This window comes from Saccharopolyspora hattusasensis (assembly GCF_050972075.1).
Lineage (GTDB): Bacteria > Actinomycetota > Actinomycetes > Mycobacteriales > Pseudonocardiaceae > Saccharopolyspora > Saccharopolyspora hattusasensis.
This window is the reverse complement of the sequence record NZ_JBPCDC010000001.1, coordinates 6,411,537-6,432,520: the sequence shown is the minus strand read 5'-3', so window position 1 is coordinate 6,432,520 and position 20,984 is coordinate 6,411,537. Positions and strand designations below refer to the sequence as shown.

23 protein-coding genes are annotated in these 20,984 nt (G+C 71.0%); 15 read left to right on the top strand and 8 right to left on the bottom strand.

The features are described 5' to 3' along the window. Positions 1-22: 22 nt before the first annotated feature. Positions 23-823, bottom strand: coding sequence for an Fpg/Nei family DNA glycosylase (locus ACRXBZ_RS30875; protein WP_433882037.1), 801 nt, complete (start codon positions 821-823; stop codon positions 23-25). A 66-nt stretch (positions 824-889) separates the two neighbouring features. Between ACRXBZ_RS30875 and ACRXBZ_RS30870 the strand changes: the two genes are divergently transcribed. Beyond that, positions 890-2,083 carry a low temperature requirement protein A gene (locus ACRXBZ_RS30870; RefSeq protein WP_433882036.1) on the top strand — a complete coding sequence of 398 codons (1,194 nt, stop codon included), beginning with the start codon at positions 890-892 and terminating at the stop codon, positions 2,081-2,083. 332 nt (positions 2,084-2,415) lie between these two features. Here ACRXBZ_RS30870 and ACRXBZ_RS30865 read toward each other — a convergent pair whose 3' ends face one another. The 4 genes from ACRXBZ_RS30865 to ACRXBZ_RS30850 form a co-directional block, all read right to left on the bottom strand. Then, complete coding sequence (locus ACRXBZ_RS30865; protein ID WP_433882035.1) at positions 2,416-3,060, bottom strand: trimeric intracellular cation channel family protein; 645 nt, start codon at positions 3,058-3,060, stop codon at positions 2,416-2,418. A 147-nt stretch (positions 3,061-3,207) separates the two neighbouring features. Continuing rightward, positions 3,208-4,224, bottom strand: coding sequence for a substrate-binding domain-containing protein (locus ACRXBZ_RS30860; RefSeq protein ID WP_433882034.1), 1,017 nt, complete (start codon positions 4,222-4,224; stop codon positions 3,208-3,210). A gap of 143 nt (positions 4,225-4,367) precedes the next feature. Beyond that, entirely contained in the window at positions 4,368-5,378 is a 1,011-nt protein-coding gene (locus ACRXBZ_RS30855) for an ABC transporter permease (RefSeq protein WP_433882033.1), read from the bottom strand. Continuing rightward, positions 5,371-6,894, bottom strand: a complete 1,524-nt coding sequence (locus ACRXBZ_RS30850) for a sugar ABC transporter ATP-binding protein (RefSeq protein ID WP_433882032.1) — start codon at positions 6,892-6,894, stop codon at positions 5,371-5,373. The genes ACRXBZ_RS30855 and ACRXBZ_RS30850 overlap by 8 nt, the downstream gene beginning before the upstream one ends. Positions 6,895-7,120: 226 nt before the next feature. Between ACRXBZ_RS30850 and ACRXBZ_RS30845 the strand changes: the two genes are divergently transcribed. After that, on the top strand, positions 7,121-8,782 hold the full coding sequence (locus tag ACRXBZ_RS30845; RefSeq protein ID WP_433882031.1) for a serine/threonine-protein kinase: 1,662 nt from the start codon (positions 7,121-7,123) through the stop codon (positions 8,780-8,782). A gap of 136 nt (positions 8,783-8,918) precedes the next feature. Here the strand turns inward: ACRXBZ_RS30845 and ACRXBZ_RS30840 are convergent, their stop codons facing one another. Next, on the bottom strand, positions 8,919-10,010 hold the full coding sequence (locus ACRXBZ_RS30840) for a lactonase family protein (protein ID WP_433882030.1): 1,092 nt from the start codon (positions 10,008-10,010) through the stop codon (positions 8,919-8,921). 138 nt (positions 10,011-10,148) lie between these two features. Here ACRXBZ_RS30840 and rocD point away from each other — a divergent pair, with 138 nt between their 5' ends. Beyond that, positions 10,149-11,387: an ornithine--oxo-acid transaminase gene (gene rocD, locus ACRXBZ_RS30835; protein WP_433882029.1), complete on the top strand. Its 1,239-nt coding sequence runs from the start codon at positions 10,149-10,151 to the stop codon at positions 11,385-11,387. A gap of 21 nt (positions 11,388-11,408) precedes the next feature. Here the strand turns inward: rocD and zapE are convergent, their stop codons facing one another. Further along, the gene (zapE, locus tag ACRXBZ_RS30830; RefSeq protein ID WP_433882028.1) at positions 11,409-12,434 is read right to left on the bottom strand and encodes a cell division protein ZapE; all 1,026 of its coding nucleotides are present in this window, start codon (positions 12,432-12,434) and stop codon (positions 11,409-11,411) included. A gap of 93 nt (positions 12,435-12,527) precedes the next feature. Between zapE and ACRXBZ_RS30825 the strand changes: the two genes are divergently transcribed. The 12 genes from ACRXBZ_RS30825 (at position 12,528) to ACRXBZ_RS30770 (ending at position 19,761) form a co-directional block, all read left to right on the top strand. Then, the gene (locus ACRXBZ_RS30825) at positions 12,528-13,280 is read left to right on the top strand and encodes a pyrimidine reductase family protein (protein WP_433882027.1); all 753 of its coding nucleotides are present in this window, start codon (positions 12,528-12,530) and stop codon (positions 13,278-13,280) included. Further along, positions 13,277-13,834 (top strand): RNA polymerase sigma factor, encoded by a 558-nt coding sequence (locus tag ACRXBZ_RS30820; protein ID WP_433882026.1) that lies wholly within the window; start codon positions 13,277-13,279, stop codon positions 13,832-13,834. The genes ACRXBZ_RS30825 and ACRXBZ_RS30820 overlap by 4 nt, the downstream gene beginning before the upstream one ends. Then, positions 13,827-14,393 (top strand): hypothetical protein, encoded by a 567-nt coding sequence (locus ACRXBZ_RS30815; RefSeq protein WP_433882025.1) that lies wholly within the window; start codon positions 13,827-13,829, stop codon positions 14,391-14,393. The genes ACRXBZ_RS30820 and ACRXBZ_RS30815 overlap by 8 nt, the downstream gene beginning before the upstream one ends. A 120-nt stretch (positions 14,394-14,513) precedes the next feature. Next, positions 14,514-15,029, top strand: coding sequence for an Asp23/Gls24 family envelope stress response protein (locus tag ACRXBZ_RS30810; RefSeq protein WP_433882024.1), 516 nt, complete (start codon positions 14,514-14,516; stop codon positions 15,027-15,029). 88 nt (positions 15,030-15,117) lie between these two features. Next, positions 15,118-15,420 carry a hypothetical protein gene (locus ACRXBZ_RS30805; RefSeq protein ID WP_433882023.1) on the top strand — a complete coding sequence of 101 codons (303 nt, stop codon included), beginning with the start codon at positions 15,118-15,120 and terminating at the stop codon, positions 15,418-15,420. Beyond that, positions 15,420-15,671 carry a hypothetical protein gene (locus ACRXBZ_RS30800; RefSeq protein ID WP_433882022.1) on the top strand — a complete coding sequence of 84 codons (252 nt, stop codon included), beginning with the start codon at positions 15,420-15,422 and terminating at the stop codon, positions 15,669-15,671. Before ACRXBZ_RS30805 ends, ACRXBZ_RS30800 begins: the two co-directional genes overlap by 1 nt. A gap of 37 nt (positions 15,672-15,708) precedes the next feature. Then, positions 15,709-15,894, top strand: a complete 186-nt coding sequence (locus ACRXBZ_RS30795) for a hypothetical protein (protein WP_433882021.1) — start codon at positions 15,709-15,711, stop codon at positions 15,892-15,894. Then, positions 15,891-16,286: an Asp23/Gls24 family envelope stress response protein gene (locus ACRXBZ_RS30790; protein WP_168587379.1), complete on the top strand. Its 396-nt coding sequence runs from the start codon at positions 15,891-15,893 to the stop codon at positions 16,284-16,286. Before ACRXBZ_RS30795 ends, ACRXBZ_RS30790 begins: the two co-directional genes overlap by 4 nt. A gap of 3 nt (positions 16,287-16,289) precedes the next feature. After that, a complete protein-coding gene (locus tag ACRXBZ_RS30785; protein WP_433882020.1) occupies positions 16,290-16,826 on the top strand; it encodes a DUF6286 domain-containing protein in 537 nt (178 codons plus the stop codon). Then, a complete protein-coding gene (amaP, locus tag ACRXBZ_RS30780; RefSeq protein WP_433882019.1) occupies positions 16,823-17,434 on the top strand; it encodes an alkaline shock response membrane anchor protein AmaP in 612 nt (203 codons plus the stop codon). The genes ACRXBZ_RS30785 and amaP overlap by 4 nt, the downstream gene beginning before the upstream one ends. A 304-nt stretch (positions 17,435-17,738) precedes the next feature. Continuing rightward, positions 17,739-18,851 (top strand): ATP-dependent DNA ligase, encoded by a 1,113-nt coding sequence (locus ACRXBZ_RS30775; protein ID WP_433882018.1) that lies wholly within the window; start codon positions 17,739-17,741, stop codon positions 18,849-18,851. A 10-nt stretch (positions 18,852-18,861) separates the two neighbouring features. After that, positions 18,862-19,761: a 2-dehydropantoate 2-reductase gene (locus ACRXBZ_RS30770; protein ID WP_433882017.1), complete on the top strand. Its 900-nt coding sequence runs from the start codon at positions 18,862-18,864 to the stop codon at positions 19,759-19,761. 196 nt (positions 19,762-19,957) lie between these two features. Here ACRXBZ_RS30770 and ACRXBZ_RS30765 read toward each other — a convergent pair whose 3' ends face one another. Next, positions 19,958-20,893 carry an EamA family transporter gene (locus ACRXBZ_RS30765; protein ID WP_433884025.1) on the bottom strand — a complete coding sequence of 312 codons (936 nt, stop codon included), beginning with the start codon at positions 20,891-20,893 and terminating at the stop codon, positions 19,958-19,960. Positions 20,894-20,984: the final 91 nt, after the last annotated feature.

Below are 20,984 nucleotides of genomic sequence, written 5' to 3'. Positions count from 1 at the left end.
ACCGGGCCTGGGTTCCCGCTGGTCACGCTGGCTGGCACGTCGGACACCACAAGGTGCTGCGGCCGCCGATCCGCATCCGCCGCAGCGCCGACGAGCACCGCGGACACCGCCGGTCCGGCTCGTCGCGGTGCCCGGTCAGCCAGGACGCACCATCCGGAACCCGGCCGACGCGAACGGCCTCCCGCAGCATCGCCCGCATCTCGCGGTGCAGCCGATCGAGGTCCGCTGCGACCAGGTCCGCGGTGGACCGGTTCGGATCGATCCGGGCCCGCCAGAGGATCTCGTCGGCGCAGATGTTGCCGAGCCCGGCGAGCACCGACTGGTCCATCAGGGCCGGCTTGAGGCGCCGCCGGGTGCGGGTGAGCCGCTCGGCGAACTCGTCGGCGCCGACCTCCTGCGCGTCCGGGCCGAGCTCGGCCAGCAGATCGTCCACTTCGTCCTGCTCCCGCGCGAGGTGGATCCCGGTCAGCTTCCGCATGTCCCGGTAGCGGAGTTCGCCCGCGGCGAAGTCGAACACGAGCCGGTCGTGCCGGTGCAGTTCGTCGCGGTGGGCGCACCACTGGAGATTCCCGGTCATCCCGAAGTGCAGCAGCAAGGTCGGCGGCGCAGGCGAGGCGTTCGCGGCGGCCGCCGTCGCGATCAGCAGCCACTTGCCGTGCCGCCGAGGTTCGGCGAAGTACCTGCGCCGCAGTGCGCGCTGAAACGCATCTGCGCCGATACCACGCAGCACCTGCGCGTCGTGCACGCGCACCTCGCGCACCTGCCGGCCGGTCGCCTGCTCCGCGACCCGGCGGAATCCTTCTACATCGGGCAATTCGGGCATGTGACCTGGCTACCCGCTGGGGCGCCGTCCTAGCAGTTCGAGGCGCCTTCGAAGACAATTTCGACCATGAGCGAGCACATCCCACCCCTGCGGCGTCCCATGGTCGCGCGAGACCCCGCCGAGCAGCACCGCGTGGCCACGCCGTTGGAACTGCTCTTCGACCTGTGCTTCGTAGCCGCCGTCGGCCAGGCCGCCGTGCAGTTGCACCACGGGCTCGCCGGGGGCCACTTCGCCACCACCGGCATCGGTTACCTCATGGTGTTCTTCGCGATCTGGTGGGCGTGGATGAACTTCACCTGGTTCGCCTCCGCCTACGACACCGACGACGTGGCCTACCGCGCGCTGACGCTGCTGCAGATGGCCGGGGTGCTCGTGCTCGCCGCCGGGGTGCCCGGGGCGTTCCACGACTACGACTTCACCATCGTGACCATCGGTTACGTGGCGATGCGCGTGGCGATGGTCGCCCAGTGGCTGCGCGCCGCCCGGCAACATCCCGAGGGGCGCACCGCCGCGCTGCGCTACGCGGGCGGCGTGACCGTGGTGCAGGTCGGCTGGATCTTGCGCTTGGCACTGCCGCACCCGTGGGCGGAGGTCGGATTCGTGGTGCTGGTGCTGGCCGAACTCGCGGTGCCGGCATTCGCCGAGAAGCGCCGGCGGACCGCCTGGCACCCGGACCACATCGCGGAGCGCTACGGGCTGTTCACGATCATCGTGCTCGGCGAGGTGGTGCTCGCCGTGACCGCCGCGATCCAGGAGGACGTCGCCGACGGCGGCTGGTCGGTGGAGCTGCTGGAGATCGGCTTCGGCGGGCTGCTGGTGATCTTCGCGATGTGGTGGACCTACTTCAAGCACTCCGCCGTCGAGCACCTGCGCAATACGCTGAGCGCCCCGTTGGCCTGGGGCTACAGCCACTACCTGGTGTTCGCCGGGATCGCCGCGGTCGGCGCCGGGCTGGAGGTGGCGATCGACAGCAGCGCCCACAAGGCGCACGTGAGCGCCGTCGCCGCGGCGCTGACCGTCGCGATCCCGCTGATCATCTACCTGGTGACGACGGGCATCCTGCAATCCCTGACGGCCGATGCGGGCGTCGCGATCCTGGCGGCGACGGCCGTGGGCTGCGCGCTGCTCGTGGCGACGGCGCTGCTGGCAGACCGTCTGGGCATCTCGGGCACAGTGCTGGTGATGGGAATCCTGATGGCCCTGCTGCTGGTGGCCGGGCTGTTCATCCAGCACGCGGGACGGCGCGAGCCGGCAAGGTGACTCCGGCACCCGCGTGCCAGCATGCCAACGTGGCCAGCATGCCAGCGTGGCCAGCGTGGCCAGGGTGCGATCGGCGGCGATTTCGCGCGAAATCGCCGCCCCGCACGCCTGGCAAAAGACGATTTCGCGCGAAATCGCCGCTGTTCCCGGTGCGCGAAGGCGACGTGGTGGCGGATTCCGTGCTACACGACCAGCACGACACCGAGCGCAAGCTGTCCGATCTGCGGACCGCATCGATCAGCAGCGTCGGGCGCTCTCGTTGCTCCGCAACGAGTTCCGGATGGCTGCGCACGCCGACGCGGCGCTGAAAGCGCTTCGGCAGAACCCGTAGCTCACGGCAGCGTCGTCCCCCGGGCCAGCGGCGCCCGCCAGCCGTAGCGCAAGGCGAGCAGCCGGACGATGATCGCGAGCAGCGCAGCGAGCGTGCTGGTGATCGGCGTCAACACGTTCGCCACTGCCAGGATCGGGACCAGCGCGCTGCCGAGCAGTGCGGGCACCGCGTAGATCTCGCTCTTCGGGTGCAGCAGCGCCGGGATTTCTCCCGCGAGCACGTCCCGGGCAGCGCCGCCGCCGATCGCGGTCGCCGCGCCAAGCGCGATCGCCGCCAGCGGGTGCATGCCGTAGTTCAGCGCCTTGATGCTGCCCGCCACGCAGAACACACCAAGGCCGACGGCGTCGAAGAACATCACGAACCGCCGGATCCGGGCGAGCCTGGGGTGCCAGAAGAACACCGCCACCGAGGCCACCAGCGGCGTGGTGAAGTAGGCGATGTTGGTGAAAGCCACCGGCGGCACGGCGCCGATCACCAGGTCCCGGAACAGCCCGCCGCCGAGCGCGGTCACCTCGGCCAGCACCGCGATGCCGACGGCGTCGAAGCGCTTTCGCACGGCGAGCAGCGCGCCGGAGAGCGCGAAGGCGAAGATCCCGACCAGATCCAGGATCTCCTGCACGAGCGGATTGACGATCGCGGTAACCACCGCGACATTCTCGCCACCACCCCGACAGCGGGAGGGGTGGTGGGCGCCTTCACTCCTACCCGATCGTGCAATGGGTGAGGGGCACCCTCGAGCGGCACAGTCGGTGGCACAGTCGCCCAAGGGTCCCCTCACCTCGTGAAGAATCGCTCAGGCGGGTGGGTTTTCGCAGGTGGGGTTCAGCAGCTTCTGGATTTCGGGACTGTCGACGTTCCCCTTGGTGATCAGCATCGAGCCGGTGTCCGAATTGGGCATAGGGTCCGCGGAACCGCGGATCTTGCCGATCGCCGCGTTGACCGACGCGAAGCCCATCTTGAACGGGTTCTGCGCGATCAACCCGGTGATCACGCCGTCCCGCAACCCCTGGATCTCACCCTCCGAGGTGTCCCAGCCGATGACCTTCACCTGCCCGAGCTTCCCCGCCTGCCGCACGGCCTCCGCCGCGCCGAGCACGCTGGGCTCGTTCGCCGCGTAGATGCCGTTGAGGTCCGGGTTCGCGGTCAGGATGTCCTGGGTGACCTGCAACGCCCGGTTGTAGTCGCTGTCGCTGGACTGCTGCGCGACCAGCTGCAGCCCGGGGTGCTTGGCCATGCCCTTCTTGAAGCCCTCGGCACGCGTCTCGTTGGTGCTCGTGCCGGGCTGGAACTCGATGAACGCCACCTTGCCCTTGCCGCCGAGCTGCTCGGCGAGCACGTCGGTGGCCTGCTCGGCGGCGGCGACGTTGTTCGTCGCGAACACCGGCACGTCCGGCGGCTGCGGGGTGGTGCCGGAGTCCATGTTGACCACCGTCGTGCCCTGGCCCTGCGCGGACTTGGTTATGTCGGCCAGCGCCTTGGCGTCCGTCGCCGCGTACACCAGGCCCTTGACGCCCCCCTGCGACAGCATGTCCTGCAGCAGGCTCTGCTGGCCGCTGACGTCGCTCTCGGCGTGCACCCCGTCCCAATGGACCGTCACGTCCTGGTGCTTGGAGCCCGCGCACTCGGCGCCGACCCGCACCTTCTCCCAGAAGTCGAAACCGATCGCCTTCGGCACCACGGCGAGCTTGATCGGCCCGCCCTGCTGGCCACCGCCGCCGGTCTGCTCGCGCACCCCGACGCTGCACGCGGCGGTGCCCAGCAAAGCGGCCACCGAAAGCAGCACGGACGTCGCGGTCAGTACCTTCTTCATCGCCGAGCTCCCTTGCTCATCGCGGCTTACCGAGTTGGTGTCCGGGTCTTGTCTTGAAGCGGCGAAAGCCGCTCAGCCCACCCCCACAACTCGCACCGCCGCTACCCGCACCGCTACGCAAAACGAGTTGTGCAACAAATTCCTCATCCGGCGTCGCCACCGAGCTTGCGTCGTTGGTACCGGTCCCACCAGACCGCCAGCCAGATGATCACGCCGATCAGCACGTTCTGGTAGAAGGTGCTGATGTTGAGCTGCACCGCCCCGTTGCGGATGACCGCGACCAGGAACGCGCCGATCAACGAGCCCCACACGGTGCCGCGGCCGCCGAACAGGCTCGCCCCGCCGATGACGACCGCCGCGATCACGTCGAGCTCCAGGCCTTCGCCGAAGTTCGGCTGCCCGGAGTAGATCCGGGACGCCGCGATCATGCCGCCGAGCCCGGCCAGCGCGCCGGAGAGCACGTAGACCGCGGTGGTGTAGCGCCGCACCGGCACACCGGACAGCCGCGCGGCCTCCATATTGGACCCCATCACGTACGCGTAGCGGCCGAGCCTGGTCCGGGTGAGCACCACGTGCCCGGCCACCGCGACGAGCGCGATGAGCAGCACCGGGATCGGGATCGCGCCGATGACGCCCTGCCCGAGCAAGCGAAACGACTCCGACGCGCCGAACACCGCGACCGCACCGGTGGCGATCAGCACCAGGCCTCGGGCGACGCTGAGCATCCCGAGGGTGGCGATGAACGGCGGCAGCCCGACGACCGACACCAGCAGCCCGTTCACCAGCCCGGCCACCGCGCCGACGACGACGCCGCCGATGATGCCCACCATCGGGTTGAACCCGTAGTCGGCCATCAGCACCACCCCGAGCACCCCGGACAGCGCCGCCACCGAACCCACCGACAGGTCGATGCCGCCGGTGATGATCACCAGCGTCACACCGACCGCCATCACCGCGTTCACCGAGGTCTGCGAGCCCAGGTTGAACAGGTTGTCCGCGGTGAGGAACGACGGCGCGACGATCGAGAGCACGATGAACACGACGATCAGCGCGCCGGCCGCGGCGACCTGCGAGACCGCGCCGGATAGCCGGTCCCCCAGCCCGCCCAGCAGGCCGTGGTCCTCAGTGGACGGTGCCTTGGTCTGCTCAGTCATGGTTGCCCCCGTTTTCGACGTTGCGGGCCCCGGTTGCCAGCGCGACGACACGTTCCTCGGAGAACTCCGCGCGGGGGACCTCTCCGGTGATCCGCCCACCGCGCATTACCAGGATCCGATCGCACATGTTCAGCAGCTCCGGCAGGTAGCTGGAGATGAACACGACCCCTTTGCCCCGCGCGGCGAGGGAATCCATCTGCTGGAACATCTCCGACTTGGCCCCGACATCCATGCCGCGGCCGGGCTCGTCGAAGAACAGCACCTCCGCGCCGGTTTCCAGCCACCTCGCCAGGATCACCTTCTGCTGGTTGCCGCCGGAGAGCGTCCGCACCGGGCGCCCCACCGACGGCACCCGGATCCGGAGGCCGTCGCGCTCCCGCTCGGCGATCTTGCGTTCCGCGGCGAGGTCGATCAATCCGGCCCGCATCGGCAGCTTCGCCAGCGTGATGTTCTTGTCCACCCCCAGTGGTAGGGCAAGACCATCGGTCTTCCGGCTCTCGGTGAGGTATCCGATGCCCGCGTCGATCGCGTCGGACGGGCCGCGGATGCGCAACCGCTTGCCGTCCAAGGCGATCGTGCCCGCGTCCGGCAGCTCCGCGCCGAACACCGCGCGCGCCAGTTCGGTGCGCCCGGCCCCGACCAGCCCGGCCAGCCCGACGATTTCGCCCGCACGGACCTCGAACGACACGTCGCGGACGGCGTCGGCGCGGGTGAGCCCCCGGACCTCCAGCCGCACCGGACCGGGCTCGTTGTGGGTGCGCGGGTAGAGGTTCTCCACGTCGCGGCCGACCATCAGCTGCACCAGCCGGTCTTCGTCCAGTTCTGTGACCGGCCGGGTGGCGACGATTGCGCCGTCGCGCATCACGGTCACCCGGTCGCCGATCTCGAAGATCTCGTCCAGCCGGTGCGAGATGTAGAGCACCGCGATGCCCCTCGCGGTCAGCTCGCGGACGATGCCGAACAGCTCTTCGGCCTCCCGCTCGGTGAGGCTGGCCGTGGGCTCGTCGAGGATGAGCACTTTCGCCTGCACCGCGAGGGCTTTCGCCAGCTCGACGCGCTGCTGCTCCGCAGTGGACAGCAGCGCTACGCGCCGTCCCGGATCGATGTTCAGGCCGACGTGGCCGAGCAGTTCCCGCGCGGCGCGGCGCTCCTCGGCCCGTGAGATCCACCCGCCGCGGCCGGGTTCGTGGCCGATGAACAGGTTCTCGGCCACCGACAGGTCCGGCGCCAGCGCGAACTCCTGGTGGACCATGGAGACCCCGAGCCGCCGGGCCGCGCCCGGCCCCTGGTAGGCGACCGCGGCGCCGTCGAGTTCGATGCGTCCGCTGCTGGGCTGTTCGACCTGCGCGATCAGCTTCATCAGCGTCGACTTGCCCGCCCCGTTCTCCCCGGCGAACACGTGCACCTCGCCGGGCGGGATGGCGAGCGTGACGTCGGAGACCGCGACCACTCCGGGGAACCGCTTGCCGACGCCGTGCAGCGCCACGGCTGGACGACCCTGCTCGGTGGACGTCACGGAGCGCCTCCCCTCGGATCCGCGTGATCGTTCCTTCGGGTTCGCAGTGCGCCGGATCATACCGACAACGCCCATCCGGAGAAAGAGTTGGAACGAAGCCAAGTATTCGATTACCAGCACCACCCGGCCGGGGCGGGTCCGGCGGATCGGCACACGCAGGCGCGGCGGGTCCGTAAGCTCGTTGGGGACGAGAACCGAGATCTTCGAGGCAGGAGGCTGAGGTCCTGTGCAGCCGTTGCTGGCCAGCGACCCGAACCGGGTCGGCGACTACCGGCTGCTCGCCCGGCTTGGCCGCGGCGCGATGGGCGGCGTCTACCTGGGCCGCTCGCGCGGCGGCCGAGTGGTGGCCGTGAAAGTCATCCGGGCGGACCTCGCCGAGGACGCGGAGTTCCGGGAGCGGTTCCGCCGGGAGGTGCTGGCCGCCCACTCGGTCGGCGGATTCTGGACCGCCGCGGTGGTCAACGCCGACCCCGACGCCGAACAGCCCTGGCTGGCCACCGAATACGTGCCCGGCCCCACGCTGCACCAAGCCGTCGCGGACCACGGCCCGCTGCCCGAAGCCACCGTCCGCAGCCTCGCCGCCGGGCTCGCCGAAGCGCTCGGCGCCATCCACCGCGCACACCTGGTGCACCGCGACCTCAAACCGGCCAACGTCCTGCTCGGCCCGGACGGACCGCGCGTCATCGACTTCGGCATCTCGCGGGCGATGACCGGCAACGCCCTAACCGCGACCGGCATGTTCCTGGGCACGCCCGGCTTCTTCTCCCCCGAGCAGACCCTCGGCACCGAAGTCGGCCCACCCAGCGACGTGTTTTCACTCGGTGCGGTACTCGTCTTCGCCGCTACCGGGACCGGCCCGTTCGGCCAAGAGAGCACAGCGGCCCTGCTCTACCGGGTCGTGCACACCGACGCGGACCTGTCCCGGGTGCCGGAGGGCCTGCGACCGCTGCTGGCGGCCTGCTTCGCGAAGGACCCGGCCGCCCGGCCGACCCCGAGCGACCTGCTCGACCAGATCGGCGAAGCCAGCCCGCAGGGCAATGCCTGGCTACCGCCCGCGATCAGCGACGTCATCACCCAGCACGCGACCCAGTTGCGGCAGACGGCGAACGCGCCGCTGCCTGACACCGCCCCGCCGCAACCGACACCCAAGCCCGGGACTCGGTCCTACACGCACGCGCACGACGCGACACCGGTTTCACCCGCGCCGGTCCCATCCGCGCCGGTCATCCCCGCGCCGGTCATCCCCGCGTCCGTCGCGCCCTCGCCGGTTTCGCCCGCCCCCGCCGCTCCCGCGCCGATGCGGGACAGGATCGTCCCGGCACGTCCGAGGGAGACCACGCGGACGCCGCAGCGGGTGCGCAAGGACAACCCCGGTCCGGTGTTCGCCACCGGCGGTCGGTTCCGCGCCGCAATGTCGGCGGTGATCTGCGGGATGATCATCCTCGGCGCCGGCAGGCTGTTCCAGACCTACGGCTTCAGCGGGCTTTCGCACGACCGCGTCGCGATCTTCCGGTTGGGCATGCTGCTGCTGGGCATCAGCATGCTCTGGTCGATCGGGAAGGTGCTGCTGCCGAGCCTGCACCTGAAGATCAACAGCGACGGGCTGCTGATCTCCCGGATGGGCCTGACCCGGGAGATCCCGTGGAGCCAGGTCGATCGGGTCGACGTGGTCGGCGATGGCAAGCGGACGGCGGTCGCCGTGTGGCTGGCCGACGGCACGAAGCCCAACTCCCTGTGGTGGCATCGCGCCCGCGCGTACCACGGCGGGGCCCGGATCTTCCCGATCGGAGCCACGGGCGGCTGGCTGACCCGCCGCCAGGAAACCCGCCGGGCCCGAACGGCTCTGACCCAGTACGCCTTCGGCCGCTACGGCGCCCGCCGACCGTAACCGCGCGGTCCTTCCCAAGCGCCCTGCCGGCACCTGTCACCGGGGTTGGCCATTTCGCGCGAAATGGCCAACCCCGGCGCCGAATCCTCGGAATCCTGGTGTTGCCTGCGGTTGCCGAATCCTGCATCCTGTCGGGTCAAACCACCGGGAGGATGCAGACCGGGGTCGGCGTCGGGACCGGTTCGCGCAGCGGGGTCAGGTCGCCGTTGTCCGCGATGTCGAACGCCTGCACGTCGTTGCTGCGCTGGCCCGCGACGAACAGCACCCGGCCGTCCGGCGAAAGCGCGATGTGGCGGGGTTCGGCCACCACCGCCGGGCGGATGTCGACCAGCCGGAACTCCCCGTCGCTGGAGTCTGCGCGGAATACCGCGATGCTGTCGTGCCCCCGGTTCGACCCGAACACGAACCGGCCGTCGGGCGTCACCACGATCTCGGCCGCCAGGTTCGGCCGCCCGTAGTCCGGCGGCAGCGTCGACAGCGTCCGGCCCGGCTCCAGCACCCCGGTGTCCGCGTCGTAGCCGAACTCGGTGATCGAGGACGCCAGCTCGTTGATCACGTACGCCCGCTCGCCGTCCGGGTGGAACGCCAGGTGCCGCGGACCGGCACCCGCCCGCAGCGGAACCTCGTGCTTGAGCGCCAGGTGTCCGCTGTCCACATCGAATTCGTAGACGTAGACGGAGTCGGTGCCCAGGTCCACCGCGAGCACGTGGCGGCCGGACGGGTCGGGCAATACCTGGTGCGTGTGCGGGCCCTCCTGGCGCTGCGGGTTCGGCCCGCTCCCGCTGTGCTGCACCACGTGGCACGGCTCGCGCAGTACGCCGCCGTCGGCGATCGGATGCACCACCAGGTTCCCGGACTGGTAGTTCGCGGTCAGCAGGTACTTGCCGGACGGGTGCACGCTCAGGTGGCACGGCGCGGCACCCAGCGACGGCCGCGAGTTGAGTTCGGTGAGCGTGCCGTCGTCGTGCACCTTGAAGGCGATGACCCGGCCTTGCCGCAGCTCGCTCACCGCGAACAGCGTCGCCCCATCGGGTGCCATAGCGAGGAACGAGGGGTCGGAGGCCTCGGCGACGCTCTCGGTGCACCGCAAAGCGCCATCGGCGTCGGCGATCGCCAACCGGATCCCGCCGGCCGCCGATTCCGCGCTCGTGTACGCGCCCAGGTAGATCCGGTACTCACCGTTGTCCGGCATCAGCGCCTCGCCTTCCCAGTCCCGGGGAACACTCACCGGGTCCATGATGTCAAGGGGCAGCCGCCCTTCCTCGCCGAGACAATGAACTGCCGAAACAGAGCGAAATGACGCAACGTATCCACGCTTCAAGCAATGTCTCGCGGCTGAAATCTGCGCCATCATCGACATAACCTTATGGTCATGACTGTCATTCCGTCGCACCTCGAAGCCTCGTCGCAGGCCGCCCGGTTCCGGGAGCTCGACGAGCAGTACAGCGCGCACAACTACCACCCGCTGCCAGTCGTGATCGCCGAGGCATCCGGCGCCTGGATGACCGATGTGGACGGACGGCACTACCTGGACTTCCTGGCCGGGTACTCGGCGCTGAACTTCGGGCACCGCCACCCGGACCTGGTCGCCGCCGCGACCGAGCAGCTCGGCCGCGTCACGCTCACCAGCCGAGCCTTCCACCACGACCAGCTCGGACTGTTCTGCCGCGAACTCGCCGAACTCACCGGCACCGATCGGGTGCTGCCGATGAATTCCGGCGCGGAGGCCGTCGAATCCGCCATCAAGATCGCCCGGAAGTGGGCCTACCGGGTCAAGGGCGTGCCGGAGAACCAGGCCGAGATCATCGTGGCGGGCTCCAACTTCCACGGTCGCACGACCACCATCGTGTCGTTCTCCACCGACTCGGTCGCGCACGACGAATTCGGCCCGTACACACCGGGATTCGTCGTCACCGAATACGGCGACGCCGCCGCGGTCGAGGCCGCGATCACCGAACGCACCGCCGCCGTCCTGGTCGAACCCATCCAGGGCGAAGCTGGCGTGATCGTGCCGCCCGCCGACTACCTGCCCCGGCTGCGCAGGCTCTGCGACGACAACGACGTGCTGCTCATCGCCGACGAGATCCAATCCGGACTCGCCCGCACCGGCGAGCTGCTGGCCAGCGAGCACGACGGCATCCGCGCCGACCTCTACACCCTCGGCAAGGCGCTCGGCGGCGGCATCATGCCGGTGTCCGCAGTGGTCGGTCGCGACGACGTGATCGGCGTGCTGCAACCCGGCCAGCACGGCTCCACTTTCGGCGGCAACCCGCTGGCCTGCGCGGTCGGCCGAGCCGTGGTGCGCCTGCTGAGCACCGGCGAGTTCCAGGAGCGTTCGCGCGACCTGGGAGCGCACCTGCACGCGCGCCTCGGCGAACTCGTCGGCCGCGGAGCGGTCGAGGTGCGAGGCCGCGGCCTGTGGGCCGGTGTGGAGCTCGCCGCAGGCGGGCCGACGGGCCGCCAAGCCAGCGAGGCGCTAGCCGAGCGCGGTGTGCTGTGCAAGGAAACGCAGGACACGACGCTGCGCATCGCCCCACCGCTGGTGATCAACCGGGACGAGCTCGACACGGGCCTCGACGCGATCGAAGCGGTCCTCACCCGCTGACCCGCCCCGTCACCCGCCGGGTCAGGACTTGGCGAGGTCGCGGGAGAGCGCCGTCAGGCGGCTGATCGCGCGCAGGTACTTCTTCCGGTAGCCGCCGTGCAGCATCTCGTCGGTGAACAGCGCCGTCAGCGCTTCGCCGGAGACCCGCACCGGGATGGCCCGGTCGTAGAGCCGGTCGGCGAGCGCCACCAGCCGCAGCGCCACGTCCTGGTCCGGCGCCGCGTGCACGCCGCTGAGGTGCACCGCGGTGATCCCGTCGACCAGGCGGCCGTACTTCGAGGCGTGCAGCCCGGCCAGGTAGTCGCAGAGCTCGTCGAAGTCGTCGAGCGTCGAACCGTCGGTGGCCTCCGCGAGCCGGGCGAGCTCGTCCTCGCTCATCGGCGGCGGCGCGTCCGGCAACCCGCGGTGCCGGTAGTCCGGGCCGTCGACCCGCACCACGCCGAACCGCGCGGACATCGCGTGGATCTCGCGGAGGAAGTCCGCCGCGGCGAACCGGCCCTCGCCCAGCTTGTCGGGCAGCGTGTTGGAGGTGGCGGCGACGTGCACGCCCGCGTCGGTGAGCTTCGCGATCAGCTGGGTGACCAGCATCGTGTCGCCCGGGTCGTCCAGTTCGAACTCGTCGATGGCCAGCAGCTGGTGCGCCGAGAGCCGCTCGATGGTCTCGGCGAAGCCGAGCACCCCCACCAGGCTGGTGACCTCGACGAACGTGCCGTAGGACTTCTGCCCCTCGGTGGCGTGCCACAGCGACGCGAGCAGGTGCGTCTTGCCGACGCCGAACCCGCCGTCCAGGTAGAGCCCCCGCCGGACGTCGTCGTTCTTCTTCCGGCCGAACACCCCGCGCAGCCAGGACCCGCCACCGGCGGCGGCGTTGATCCGGTCGGCGAAGGCCGAGCAGTCCCGCACCGCCTGCTCCTGGCTCGGCTCGTCCGGGTTCGGGACGTAGGTGTCGAAGCGCACCGCGTCGAACATGGGCGGCGGCGTCATCGCCTGGACCAGCTCGTCCGGGGTCATCTCGGGACGGCGGTCGACCAGACGGGGAGAACTCATGCGCCGACCTTATAACCGAACACGGGCTTCCCGGCCGTGCGGTCGCGTGCTCCTGCTCACCCGCCGGACGGGCGCGCGTGGTGGGATTGCCCCGTGGTGGACAAGCTCTGGCCGGTCGACGGCGCGCAGCAGGTGGACGAGCAACTGGAGGACTTCTACGCCTACCCGGAGCGCCCGGAGCGGCCCTGGGTGCGGGTGAACTTCGTCTCCAGCCTCGACGGCGCGGTGACCGTCCGGGGTAGCTCGCGCGGGCTGTCCGCGCCGATCGACCAGCGGGTCCTCGGGCTGATCCGGGACCTCTCCGACGTGGTGCTGGTCGGCGTCGGCACGGCGATGGTCGAGGGTTATCGCGGGGTCAAGCGCACCGAGGTGCGCGCCGAACGGCGGCAGCGGCTCGGCTTGACCGAGGTGCCGCCGATCGCGCTGGTCACCGGGCGCGCCTCGCTGGCGCCCGACTCGCCGTTGCTCACCGACACCGTGGTGCCGCCGATCGTGCTCACCTGCGACGCCGCTCCGCAGGCGCGCCGCGCCGCGCTCGCCGACGCGGGCGCCGACGTCGTCGTCGCCGGCGACGAGCGGGTAGACCTGCGGGCGGCGCTGGACGCGCTGGACGCGCGGGGGCTGCGCCGCATCGGGTGCGAAGGCGGCCCGACGCTGTTCGGCAACCTCATCGACGAGGATCTCGTCGACGAGCTGTGCCTGACCATGTCCCCCCTGCTGGCCAGCGGCGACGCGGGCCGCATCTCGGCAGGTGGGGGTGTCCCCGCACCCCGGCAGATGCAGCTGCGGTCCGCGCTGCACGCGGAATCGCTGCTCCTGCTCCGTTACGCGAGAATGCGGCCGTGACAGTTGGGACCGGTCCGGATGAAGCCCTCGTGGCTGCCGCCCAACGCGGCAACGCGACGGCGTTCGACGCACTGGTCCGCCGCCACACCACCAAGATGTACCGGGTCGCGTACCGGATCCTCGGGGATTCCGCCGAGGCCGAGGATGCCGTCCAGGAGGCGTGGGTGGCGGTGTGGCGGTCGCTGGACCGGTTCCGCGGCGAGTCCGCGCCGACCACCTGGCTGTACCGGGTGGTCACCAACGCGGCCCTCGTCAGCCTGCGCCGCCGCAGGCCTACGGTCCCGCTGGAGCCGACCGACGATCTGATCTCCGACGGCGCCGCCCTCGGTCCCGAGGGCCACGCGCTCCGCACCGAGGAGGTGGCCCGCGTGCACCGCGCTATCGCGACGCTCGAACCTTCGCAGCGCATCCCACTGGTGCTACGCGAACTGGAGGGCATGCGCTACGAGGAGATCGCCGAGATGCTCGACGTGTCGGTGACCGCCCTCCGGTCCCGGCTGCACCGGGCACGAGTGACGCTGCTCGCGAGGCTGAAGGAGATGCGCGATGGCTGACCGCTCCTTCGATCCGGACCGGGCCCTGCCCTGCGGCCGGACCGACGGCATGCTGCTGGACTTCCTCGCCGACAGCGCGCCGCCGGAGCTCTCCGAGCACATCCCGACCTGCCGGTTCTGCGAAGCCGAACTCGCCGAGCTGGACTCCGACTGGGCGCAGGTGCGGCGCACCGCGAGCCTGCCGATCGAGCCGCCGCATGGGCTGGTGGAGCGCGCCTTGACGGCGGTGCGCGGGGTGCGCGGCGGCCATGGCGCGGCGCCGGTGGAGCTCGACCAGGAGGGCGGCAAGCTGCGGATCGCCCAGCAGGCGGTGGTGCTGCTGACGCGGCGGTTGTGCCTGGAACTCCTCGCCGAGCGCCCCGGGGTGCACCTGCGCGGCTGCATCGGTGACGTCGACGAGGTGCAGGTGGATCTGACGATCCGCTATCCGCTGCCCGCCCCGGAACTGGCCGAGGCGATCCACCAGAAGCTGACCGCCGAGCTGCAGGAGGCGCTCGGCGCGGGCGCCCCGGCCGTGTGGGTTCGGGTGGTCGACGTCGAGCAGCCTGGAGCCGGATGAGCACAATGGGTGATGTGGCGCACAACCGCGAAAGGCCACGCCGGGGGCGCGCATCAGACCTTGTAGCAGACCCCGCCGAGCCGTCCGGCATCGGCGGAACCGTGAAGGAGCTGGATTTCCATGGCCCAGGACAGCGGAACCCCGCAGAACGCACAGGCCACCAACGAACGGAGCACCGATACCCGGCGCATCCCGGAGACCCGGGCCGGCAACGCGCCCGCCCGCCTGGCCGACGAGACCTCCCAGGGCAAGACCACCATCGCCGCGTCCGTGGTGCAGAAGATCGCCGGCATCGCGGCTCGCGAGATCTCCGGCGTCTACGCGATGGGCGGCGGGGTCGCCCGGGCCTTCGGCGCCATCCGGGAGCGGATCCCGGGCGGTAGCGGGACGTCCTCCACCTCCGGGGTGCAGGTGGAGGTCGGCGAGAAGCAGGCCGCGGTGGACCTGGACATCATCGTGGAGTACGGCGCGTCCATCGTGGACCTCGCGCGTGCGGTGCGGCGCAACGTGATCACCGCGGTGGAGCGGATGACCGGGCTGGAGGTCATCGAGGTCAACATCGCGGTCAACGACATTCACCTGCCCGACGAGGACGGCGAGGAGGCTGGCCAGCAGACCACCTCCCGCGTCGAATGACCGCCGCCGGGTAGATGATGTCCGGCGCGGCGGTCCGCGACCTCGGACGCCGCCAGACCACCCGCTTCCCGTGGAGGACGACTTCGACATGCCGGAGCAGGTTACCGCCGGCGAACTGGCCGAGCGGGTGCTCGCCCACCCCTCTGTGGTGCGGCTGCACGGCGGGCAGTTCGGCGAGATCGCGTCGTATCTGCCCGGCAGCAAGGTCATCGGGGTCCGGTTGCCCGATGGGGGTGCCGCGGAGATCGGCGTGGTGCTGCGCCTGGACCGGCCGCTGCCAGAGATTCTCGACGAGATCCGCAGCGCGCTGGTCGAACTGCTCGACGAGGTCCCGGTGGACATCACCGTCGCCGACGTGATCACCACCGACGAGCCGGCGGGAAGCGCATGATGGGGGCCGTGCAGCACGATCCGGCCACCTCGCGGGCGGCGATCCGCGCGTTCGTCCGGGCCAACCACCCGGACGTCGGGGGTGACCCGGAAGCCTTCGTCGCCGGGCTGGCCGAGCTCCGGGACCGCCGGCCGCGCGACCGCTACGACGCGCCGGTGGTCGTGGTGCACCGGCCGCGCGGGATCCAGGGGCTGGTGCGCCGGATGCGCGCCCGGTGGGAGCGCCGGAGGCGGCTCCCGCGAGTCCGGTGAGTTTCCAAGTCAGTTCCTCAGCAGGAGGGTTCCACCCATGAATGCGACGCAGACCGGCTTGTTCGCCGGCCTCATTCTCGGCATCGCCGGCGCGGTCGGCGGCTTCACCGGGTTCCTGATCGCGCTGGTGGTCGGCGCCATCGGCCTGGTGATCGGCCGGGTCCTGGACGGGGAGCTGGAGATCGGCGACCTCCTGGGCCGGGGCCGGGGTCGGGACCGATGACGGCCGCCTCCGAGCAGACCGCGGCCGAGGGCACTGGCCGGGGAGGAGACCCAGCTGACCGGGGCCGGCTGCACATCGGCCGCACCGTGGTGCGCAAGATCGCCGAGCACGCCGCCGACCAGGATCCGGGGAGTGCCCGGGCGCGCCGTCGGCTCGCCGGGGTCGGGCTGGGCCAGCACGGCGCCACGGCGCAGGTGTCCGGCCCGGACGACGCCCTGCGGATCCGGCTGGAGGTCGCGCTGCGCTATCCCGCGCCGGTGCGCGGGACCGTGGCGTCGATGCGGGAGCGGGTGGATTCGGAGTTGCAGCGCATCACCGGTTTCCGGGTCCGCACCGTCGATGTGACCGTGTCCGCCCTCGTTCCCGCGGACGCACCGCCGCGGGTGGAGTGAGCCATGCGCCTGTTGGTACGCCTGATCACCACGCTGTTCGGCCTGGCCGTCGCGGCCGCCGGGGCGCTGCTCGCGAGCGAGGCGGTGTGGTTCCTGCTGCGGCCCGGCAACGGCGGCTTCGTCGTCCCTTGGCAGCAAGCCCACCTCGGGCTGAGCTCGCTGTCCTGGCACGACGCGCCGGTGCTCGCCACTGCGGCGGTGGTCGCAGTGGTGGGCCTACTGCTGGTGCTCGTCGCGATCAACGCGGGAAACAAGGACCTCCGGCTGCACGATCCCGCGCCGGAGGTCACCGTGACCACCGACCGGCGCTCGCTGGCCCGGCTGGTCGGGCATCAGGTGCGCGACCAGGACGGGGTCGCGAGTGCGTCGGTCACCGCCGGGGCGAAGCGGGTCCAGGTGAGGGCGACCGCGCAGTTCCGGGAATCCGGCGACCTGCGGGGCCAGCTGACCGAGACCGCCGAACACGCCGTGCGAGACCTGCCGCTGCGCACCACCCCGAAGGTGCTGGTGTCGGTGGCCGCGCCGAAGGAGCGGCGATGACCGAGACCAAGCGGGAGATCAAGCCGAGCACGACACCGGTCGCTCGCGGGCTGGCCTTCGAGCGCGGCGTGACGGCCGCCGTCGGCTTGCTCGCGCTGGTCGTCGGCGTCCTCGCGCTCCTGGTCGGAACCGGTTGGCTGGGCGCCTTCCGGGCGCAGCGGCCGCTGGCCGACCCGATCCTGGTGCAGTGGCTGCGGGACCACTGGCAGCTGGCGACGGCCGTCGCGATCGTGCTCGGCGTGGTGCTGTTCGTGCTCGGCCTGTGGTGGGTGGTGCGAGCCCTGCGGCCGGAAGCCCGACCGGACCTGCGGCTGGAGCGCGGCAACGGCGACCTGACCGTGACGAGCGCGGCGCTCACCGAAGCCGTGCGCGCCGACGCCGAGCGGGTCATCGGCGTCAAGCGGGCACGGGTGCGGATGGCGGGCAGCGAGCAGCACCCGGCACTGCGGCTGACGCTGTCGCTGCAGGAAGGCACCAACGTGCGCCACGTTTGGGAAGACCTCGACGAGAAGGTGCTTTCGCGCGCCCGGGAGTCGCTGGGCGTGGATACCCTGCCGACGACGATCCGCCTGCAGCTGGATCGCGCACCCCGCCAACGCGTCCGCTGACCGCCCCGGCGGCGCAGATCTGCCGCGGCATCCCGTCGCTGCGCCGCGCGCCCCGCATCCAGTACGCCATCCGCATGGGCGACCGCGTGCTCAATCGCGCCTTCCGAAGCACGCACCTCCGACCCGGCAACTTGAGCGCCATCCTCCAGGACGATCAAGCGGACCCTGGACGGGCGCACACTGGTTTGGAGTTCTCGTCGAGTGCGCCGCGCCTTCGGCTTCCGCGGCGGGCATACTGCGCAATCGGCAAAGCTGGAACGTCGCGGCAGCCCGCTGCCGCGAAAAAGGCTCTGAGGAGGACTCGGTGCTTCCACTGCAACCACCGGTCAAGCCGATGCTGGCGAGCCCGGTAGACGGCATCTCCCGGCAGGGCGGCCTGCTGTTCGAACCGAAGTGGGACGGCTTCCGGTGCCTGGTGTTCGCCGACCCGCAGGCCGAGCAGCCGGTGCTGCTGCAGTCCCGCACCGGCCGCCCGCTGAACCGGTACTTCCCCGAAGTCCTGCAGACCGTGACCGAACACTTCGACCGGCCGGCGGTGCTGGACGGCGAGCTCGTGGTGATCCGGCGCGACGACGCCGGCGACCGGCTGGACTGGGACGCGCTGGGCGAACGCATCCACCCGGCCGCCAGCCGGGTTCGGATGCTGGCCGGGAAGACACCGGCCACCTTCATCGCCTTCGACCTGCTCGCGCTCGACGACCGGGACCTTACGTCGGCGCCGCAGACCGAACGCCGGGAACTGCTCGCCGGCCTCGGCCTGGACCACGGCGGGCTGCGCACCACGCCGGTCACCGACGACCCGGAGACCGCGGCGGAGTGGTTCCGGGTGTTCGAGGGCGCCGGGTTGGACGGCGTGATCGCCAAGCCCACCGGCGGCCAGTACGTACCAGGCAAGCGGACCATGTTCAAGATCAAGCACTCGCGAACCGCGGACTGCGTCATCGCGGGGCTGCGCTGGCACGCCAAGACCGAACCTGGCACCGCCGTGGGGTCCCTGCAGCTCGGTCTGCACGACGATCGGGGCGTGCTGCATCACGTCGGCGTCGTCGGCGCCTTCCCGGCCGCGCAGCGGCGCGCGCTGGCCACCGAACTCGCCGAGCTGATCACCGAAGGCGAGCACCCGTGGCTGGGGCCCGGCGCCGAGGACGGACGGCGGCTGCCCGGTTCGATCAACCGCTGGAGCAGCAGCGAACAGCCGTGGGTGGCGCTGCGCCCGGAGCGCGTCGTCGAGGTCTCCTACGACCACACCGAAGGCGCCTACCCGGGCCGGTTCCGGCACACCACGCAGTTCGTGCGGTGGCGCCCCGACCGCGACCCCGAATCCTGCGGCTACGACCAGCTCGAGGAGCCGACGCGTTACGACCTCGAAGCAGTGCTGTACGGCGACGTGGACCGGGGCGTCCGCGTCGACGGGTAATCTCTGGCCGGTGGCAGCACAACGCATCGCGGTGATCGGCTCGGGCGGCATCGGCGGGGTTCTCGCGGAAGCAGCGCATTCCGCCGGGCACCAGGTGACGATGTGCGTCCGGACCCCGTTCGAAGAGCTGATGCTGAAAACCCCGGACCGCACCGAGGAGATCCCGGTTTCGGTGGTGACCGAGCCGGACGCGCTCGGCGAGTTCGACTGGGTCCTGCTGACGACCAAGGTCCAGGACGCGCCGAGCGCGTCGGGCTGGTTGCAGCAGCTGGACGACGGACGCACCCCCGTCGTGGTGGTGCAGAACGGCGTCGAGCACCGCGAATCGGTTGCCGGGATGGGGCTGCGGGCTCCGGTACTGCCCGCGTTGATCTACGTGGCGGCCGAGCGGGTGCGGCCCGGACACGTGGTGCGCCGCTCCCCCGCCACCATGCAGGTCGAGGCCGGCGAGATCGGCGAGCGCTTCGTCGAGCTGCTCTCCGGCGGCGACCTGACGGCCCGGACCACGAGCGACTTCCGCACCGCGTCGTGGCGGAAGATGCTGACGAACCTGGCACCGAACCCCATCACCGCGCTGACCCTGCGCCGCCTGGACGTGCTCCGCGAGCCCGATGTCCTGGAGCTCAGCAAAGGCGTGCTCGCGGAGACCGTCGAGGTCGCCCGCGCCGAGGGCGCCCGGTTGACCCACGACGACGCCGAGCAAGTACTCGCCGACTACATCGAGAAGTTCCCGCCGACCAACGGAACGTCGATGCTCTACGACCGGTTGGCGGGCCTGCCCACCGAGCACGAGCACATCACGGGAGCACTGGTCCGAGCGGCACAGCAGCACGACATCCCGGTCCCACTCAACAAGACCCTGCTGACCCTGATGCGCGCCCTGCGCCCCATGCAGTTCCCAGCCGTCTGATCCGAGGCGCGATCGCACCACCCCAAGGCGACGCCGACGTGATCACCTCGGCTCGTTTCCCCCGGTGGGTGGCGATTTCGCGCGAAATCGCCGCTCCCCACGCGTACCAGGTGGCGATTTCGCGCGAAATCGGCGACGGCCGATCTCTCGCGCCACGACCAGTGGAAACCGTGGCTGGTGAAGCTGGTCCCCCGGGTCAGTTGGCGCCGGTGTCCTTCGGGCCCGAGTCCTTCGTCGTGCCGACCGATCCCACCGAAGCGGCGACGACGCAGCCGACGGCGACCCACTGCCAGGCACCAAGCGCCTCGCCCAGCACGAGGAGCCCGGCCAGCGCCGCCACTGCGGGCTCCAGGCTCATCAGCACGCCGAACACCCTCGGCGGCATCCGGCGCAGCGCCTCCAGCTCCAGCGAATACGGCACGACCGACGACATCAGCGCCACCACCAGCCCGGCGATGAGCACCGCCGGGTGCAGCAGCGCGGTCCCGGCATCGGCGATGCCGAACGGCGCCGCCACCAGTGCGGCGAAGGCCATGCCCAGGGCCAGCCCGGACCCGCCGCTGGTCCGGCTGCCGAGCTTGGCGCCGACCAGGATGTAACCCGCCCACAGCGCACCGGCCATCAGCGCGAACGCGACCCCGACCCAGTCGAGACCACCCTCCACACGAGCCAGCAGCACCACGCCGCTCCCGGCCAGCACCGCCCAGACGATGTCCAGCTTGCGCCGGGAGCCGATCACCGCCACCGCCAGCGGGCCGAGGAACTCGATGGTGACCGCCGCGCCGAGCGGGATCCGCTCGAACGCTTGGTAGATGCAGACGTTCATGCCCGCGAGCACCGCGCCGTAACCGGCGACCACGGTCACCGTCCGGCGGTCCATCCGCAGCGACGGCCGCCAGACGGCCAGCAGGATGATCGCGGCGAAAAGCAGCCGCAGCGCGACCACCCCGGACGCCCCGGCCATGTTGAACAGCTGCTTGGCGAACGCGGCACCGACCTGCAGGCTGATCACGCCCACCAGCACCAGCAGCGGTGGCGGGATTGCCCCGAGTGCGCGCGCGGAGACGTTCTCCACGCTGAACAGCGGTCGTCTGTTGGACGACGCCCCCGAGCCGACCTGCGCGACGTGCACGATGCCCCTCTGCCTCCGACGATTCGCGGCCGCTGCTGCGGCTGTCTCCCGCTGCACGTTATCTCGCGGCCCGCCGTGGTTGTCACCTGAT

Bases quoted from the DNA above. Each gene is read 5' to 3' on its own strand.
- ACRXBZ_RS30875 (WP_433882037.1), bottom strand. From the start codon at position 823: ATGCCCGAATTGCCCGATGTAGAAGGATTCCGCCGGGTCGCGGAGCAG.
- ACRXBZ_RS30870 (WP_433882036.1), top strand. From the start codon at position 890: ATGAGCGAGCACATCCCACCCCTGCGGCGTCCCATGGTCGCGCGAGAC.
- ACRXBZ_RS30860 (WP_433882034.1), bottom strand. From the start codon at position 4,224: ATGAAGAAGGTACTGACCGCGACGTCCGTGCTGCTTTCGGTGGCCGCT.
- ACRXBZ_RS30855 (WP_433882033.1), bottom strand. From the start codon at position 5,378: ATGACTGAGCAGACCAAGGCACCGTCCACTGAGGACCACGGCCTGCTG.
- rocD (WP_433882029.1), top strand. From the start codon at position 10,149: ATGGTCATGACTGTCATTCCGTCGCACCTCGAAGCCTCGTCGCAGGCC.
- zapE (WP_433882028.1), bottom strand. From the start codon at position 12,434: ATGAGTTCTCCCCGTCTGGTCGACCGCCGTCCCGAGATGACCCCGGAC.
- ACRXBZ_RS30815 (WP_433882025.1), top strand. From the start codon at position 13,827: ATGGCTGACCGCTCCTTCGATCCGGACCGGGCCCTGCCCTGCGGCCGG.
- ACRXBZ_RS30810 (WP_433882024.1), top strand. From the start codon at position 14,514: ATGGCCCAGGACAGCGGAACCCCGCAGAACGCACAGGCCACCAACGAA.
- ACRXBZ_RS30805 (WP_433882023.1), top strand. From the start codon at position 15,118: ATGCCGGAGCAGGTTACCGCCGGCGAACTGGCCGAGCGGGTGCTCGCC.
- ACRXBZ_RS30800 (WP_433882022.1), top strand. From the start codon at position 15,420: ATGGGGGCCGTGCAGCACGATCCGGCCACCTCGCGGGCGGCGATCCGC.
- ACRXBZ_RS30795 (WP_433882021.1), top strand. From the start codon at position 15,709: ATGAATGCGACGCAGACCGGCTTGTTCGCCGGCCTCATTCTCGGCATC.
- ACRXBZ_RS30790 (WP_168587379.1), top strand. From the start codon at position 15,891: ATGACGGCCGCCTCCGAGCAGACCGCGGCCGAGGGCACTGGCCGGGGA.
- ACRXBZ_RS30785 (WP_433882020.1), top strand. From the start codon at position 16,290: ATGCGCCTGTTGGTACGCCTGATCACCACGCTGTTCGGCCTGGCCGTC.
- amaP (WP_433882019.1), top strand. From the start codon at position 16,823: ATGACCGAGACCAAGCGGGAGATCAAGCCGAGCACGACACCGGTCGCT.